The sequence below is a fragment of the Methanosarcina spelaei genome (assembly GCF_002287235.1).
Lineage (GTDB): Archaea > Halobacteriota > Methanosarcinia > Methanosarcinales > Methanosarcinaceae > Methanosarcina > Methanosarcina spelaei.
The window spans coordinates 1-4,043 of sequence record NZ_LMVP01000164.1; the positions used below are offsets into that span (position 1 = coordinate 1).

General features: G+C 30.9%; 4 protein-coding genes and 1 pseudogene. 4 read left to right on the plus strand and 1 reads right to left on the minus strand.

What is annotated here, in order from left to right; all coding sequences use genetic code 11:
* From ASJ81_RS23285 to ASJ81_RS22140, 4 genes and pseudogenes are all read left to right on the plus strand, one after another.
* Positions 1–203: pseudogene (locus ASJ81_RS23285) on the plus strand (ISNCY family transposase); the annotation flags it as partial.
* A gap of 252 nt (positions 204–455) precedes the next feature.
* Positions 456–1,040, plus strand: coding sequence for a hypothetical protein (locus ASJ81_RS09600; protein WP_141241648.1), 585 nt, complete (start codon positions 456–458; stop codon positions 1,038–1,040).
* 91 nt (positions 1,041–1,131) lie between these two features.
* Positions 1,132–1,701, plus strand: a complete 570-nt coding sequence (locus ASJ81_RS09605) for a hypothetical protein (protein WP_095644277.1) — start codon at positions 1,132–1,134, stop codon at positions 1,699–1,701.
* Positions 1,702–1,962: 261 nt separating this feature from the next.
* Positions 1,963–2,163, plus strand: a complete 201-nt coding sequence (locus ASJ81_RS22140; RefSeq protein WP_141241650.1) for a hypothetical protein — start codon at positions 1,963–1,965, stop codon at positions 2,161–2,163.
* A 262-nt stretch (positions 2,164–2,425) separates the two neighbouring features.
* Here the strand turns inward: ASJ81_RS22140 and ASJ81_RS09610 are convergent, their stop codons facing one another.
* Positions 2,426–3,331, minus strand: a complete 906-nt coding sequence (locus ASJ81_RS09610) for a DUF6414 family protein (protein ID WP_095644278.1) — start codon at positions 3,329–3,331, stop codon at positions 2,426–2,428.
* Between the last annotated feature and the right edge of the window lie 712 nt (positions 3,332–4,043).

Genomic DNA, 4,043 nt, shown 5'->3' on the forward strand with positions numbered 1-4,043 from the left:
TTGATGATCAGTATAAAAAGAGAGCTGAATGTGAAAAGATACATGGACATATTAAAGGTACAGTAAAGTTTGATATCAGGAGAGTAAGAAACGAGAGTAGAAAACTCTACTCTCTATTGAGTTTCATAGCATATCAACTACTAATATTGACAGAAATACAAAATAAGGTTGAAGATAAGAATTCTTTTGGAAGATACTTTTAAAAAATGAATATCAAATTAGATTGGAGATTTTAAAAGCTAATTTGAGAACCTCATAAAAAACCATAAAATAAACAGATAATATATAGTCAGTTTTTTATTTTAATATATAGTCAGTTTTTTATTTTTAGAATAATTATCTTATTTATTTTCAATTTTATAAAAATAATAACGTTTACTTACAAATTAACTAAAAATATGTTGAAATATCCTCAAATAGTAAAAATTATAAGCAAAAGTATATCATATCTAAATATGACTCGTTTTACTAGAGATACATTTAAAATAACTCCTATTCAGATTCTAGGGAAGACTAAAAAAGATGAATCGATAGATAAAATACCCAAATTGTTAAAAGAACGTATTGCTGACGTGAGAAAAATACCATGTGACGGATGGATTTGCTTTCAAGATGCAAATTACCGCGATGAATTAGATGTTGATTCACCTATAGAAGTCATTACCTTGTCAAATGGAACAAGAATAGTAGCAGCAACGTCGGTTGTGGAGACGATAAATACTCAACTAAGAAGAAATATGAATCCACTTAGTTATTTAAATCTCCCAGATAATGAAAAATATAAAGTTATCCCATTTGATTATGTGTTTTTTAATAATTCAAATAACGATTTAATTTGCTTGGTTTCCGCAATATCAGATAACCCAGTAAAAATATGTCTCAATGAATTTCTTAAAAAAAATCCATTTTCTGATGCTGGATTTACGATAATTGACAAACCAGATTATTTCAGAATAGCAGATGATCTTTTTAAATGGTTATTCTATAAATATGACTCAGTACCAAAATCTAGTGATGAATGTAAAACTCAAAATCACTAGATTTTATAAATGGTCACCATCCATGTAATACAACTTAGTGATTCAAGTCTTTAGATAGCGAATATCGATTTTGATAAAAACTGGATTCTTCTTGCTAATTAAGACTTTCTATCAAAAATGCAAAAATCACTGGATTTTGGAACAGAGTCATAAATATTATGAAAAACTAAAAATAAGCAATGATATAGGTATCAAGACAATACATCTTGCAGATGGAAATACCCCTTTTCCAATTAATTCACGTATTAAGTTGAGATATCAAGGGAAGTCAGCCTTTACATATTTATATGAATTGAAATTTTCTTTAGTTGATAAAAGAACATTCAATAGAGGTGGTTTTGATCTAGAAATTAATGGAAATTTATTCAATTTTATACTAGATGATAATGGATGTGTAGAATTTAGTCCATCTACTTGTATATACAATCCAGAAGAACCTGAAACATCTATGAATAATTTCAGTAAAGCCATCTATATTTATAATACAATAATTCCTAAAATAAAAGAAGCGTACCTCAATGATACTATTTGGGCTCAAGAAAAAGAAAATTTTTTGCTAAAATGTGCCGAAGAATGTAAAGCGGAGTTGGATATGAATACTCAAAAACTTGTCGAAGAACAGGACGAAAATGACAATAATAAAATTTCTAAAACTTCATAGTCTTTTAATCGCTACATTATTTTAAATCACAGAATTACAATCTAAATAATTTTTCTACTAATTATTCTATTTTTGCACTATACAATATTTAAAGATCTTTTTCATTCTTCATTCTGCACCTAAACTCCCAAGTCTGCATCCAAAGTACTCAAAAAATCAGACTTTAAGTGCAAAGCTGCCTGCTACACAGATTTAAAGAGCCGGAAAGTTCCCAACAAAATAACCTTTTTATAGCTCATTACATCCCTTATTTTACAGGGTATGAAGGATTATTACCCAGGGCTCTCTCTACCTCCTTACAGTGGGCTATTCTGGACAAGCATGAGCCTTATAACAGGCTTACTATCTAGAGTAGGAAAGCTAGGGGGCGGAGATGTCAAAGCACTAATAGCGCTCTCTTCTCTATCCTGCCAAAGCCCTTTTGATTCTCTCCCTTGCGTATCTGCTCACTCTCTGCAGTGAGGCCGGACGGGAAGATCTCAAAAATTGTCCTTTCATGCTATCATAGGAGGCTTTATCCTCGCAGTCTTATGATTCTCCTTCCAGAAAATTTCCCTCTAGGAAGTTCCAGGAACAAAAAATATTTTCAAAAAATTTGAAGAAAAATAGTCTGATAGATTTTTACATATTGAATTGCATACTTTATTACCAAAAGTAATAACTTTTAGCGGGATTTCCTTATGAAATGTTAGACTACTGTTCTTTAGGAGTTAGGCAAAAATTTTCACTCCCTGTATATAGCAATAGGTGTGATAGCTATCTCTGGATACGTAACGGATTGTGCCATTCTTTCGATATTTCTGTATTCATCAAAGATAGCATTAAATGCACTTTCAATTTGATTACCTGTCATGTTAAATTGTTCATTAGATTCATTTTTGGGAGGTAGTGATGCAATCTGACCAAAAATAGTCCAATTTGAATATGGGGCAGTACCATATTTGTATGTAATACTATCAATGTCATCTCGCAAATATTGTTTATCTATGTTGCCCACTAAACGAAAATCTGGACTTTCCACATATGGAATAATCTTAATTACTATCCTATCTTTATAGAACATATCAATAAAAAGCAGCATACCTTTTCTCATTTCTTCATCGAAATCTTTAGTAAAATTTTGTAATAAGTTCATATATGTTTCGTTAGCTTGTTCTAGAGTTAATTTATCCCTATCGGCGTGTATACTGCACTTTGCAAAATATTTTGATAATTTTTCCCAGTTATCTATAAGTTTCTTAAGTTGACTAAAATCATTAATTAGAATTTTTCCTCTTACCAAAACAAACGAATTTCTACCAATTGAATCTCTCATCTTTTCAGAATAAGATGTTTCTTTATTTGGTACTCTGAGCAATTGTTTCTTATCTAAAAGCAGTTTTTCAGCTTTATTGTATATGTAATCGTGCATAGATTTGGTTTCAGATAGTTGTTGATGCAATTTGAGTTCAGAATCAGCTTTTCCCTTAAGGAATCCCGTAATTCCACCTTCTCCACCTAAAGCAGCTCCCTCTGATTTTCCTTTAAGGGTTTGTGTTTGATCAACTAATCCTTCCTCTAACTGTGATATAATCGATTTGACCCGATCTATGTCTATATATATGAAATCTCTTACATTTCGAACATCCATCGTAACACCTCTAAATTTATAGTCTAGTTTAAAACGATAATATAAATATATTACAATTTAGACAGAAGTGCAAAAGAACTAATAGATATATTGTCGGCTTCTACAGGAGAGAACTTAATTTTCGCAAAGGATGTGCTTTTAAATTACTTCAATGAGATGAAAAGAACTAATAATCGATTATCTGTTTTAGATGCGTCTTCTTTAACAATGCCAAATTATGAATTTACTATGATTTGTTTATTCAACTAGTGCCGAGTCAATCATCAAGGATTCAACGATTCCGAAGAATTCCAATCGGTTTTATATGACAGTTTACGGTTGACGAGGCACTAGGATTTGATAAGTCTTTTAGATATTACTATTATTTTGTTTCCAAAATCGATGCTAGAATATGCGAGAGAAGGAAAATTGAAAAGTTTCTACACAAAGAAACTACTTAATAACAAATTTACTAATACTTTCGCAAAAAATAACTGAATACAATACATTAAAAAAATTGAGCAGGGGGAGGGATTTGAACCCTCTTGCATCCTAGTACAGGCATCTCATAATTCACAGCATGTATTAACAAAAGAAAGCTTTCCTAAACACCCCCTGCACAAAGGATGCTTTCCGTTGTTATTTTTTCCATAAATATTTTCATTGTTTCTCCTAATATAGGAGTTACGCAGTTGGCTTTTACCACATTGTTTTTAGCAACTCCACAAATATA

Bases quoted from the DNA above. Each gene is read 5' to 3' on its own strand.
- ASJ81_RS09600 (WP_141241648.1), top strand. From the start codon at position 456: ATGACTCGTTTTACTAGAGATACATTTAAAATAACTCCTATTCAGATT.
- ASJ81_RS22140 (WP_141241650.1), top strand. From the start codon at position 1,963: ATGAAGGATTATTACCCAGGGCTCTCTCTACCTCCTTACAGTGGGCTA.
- ASJ81_RS09610 (WP_095644278.1), bottom strand. From the start codon at position 3,331: ATGGATGTTCGAAATGTAAGAGATTTCATATATATAGACATAGATCGG.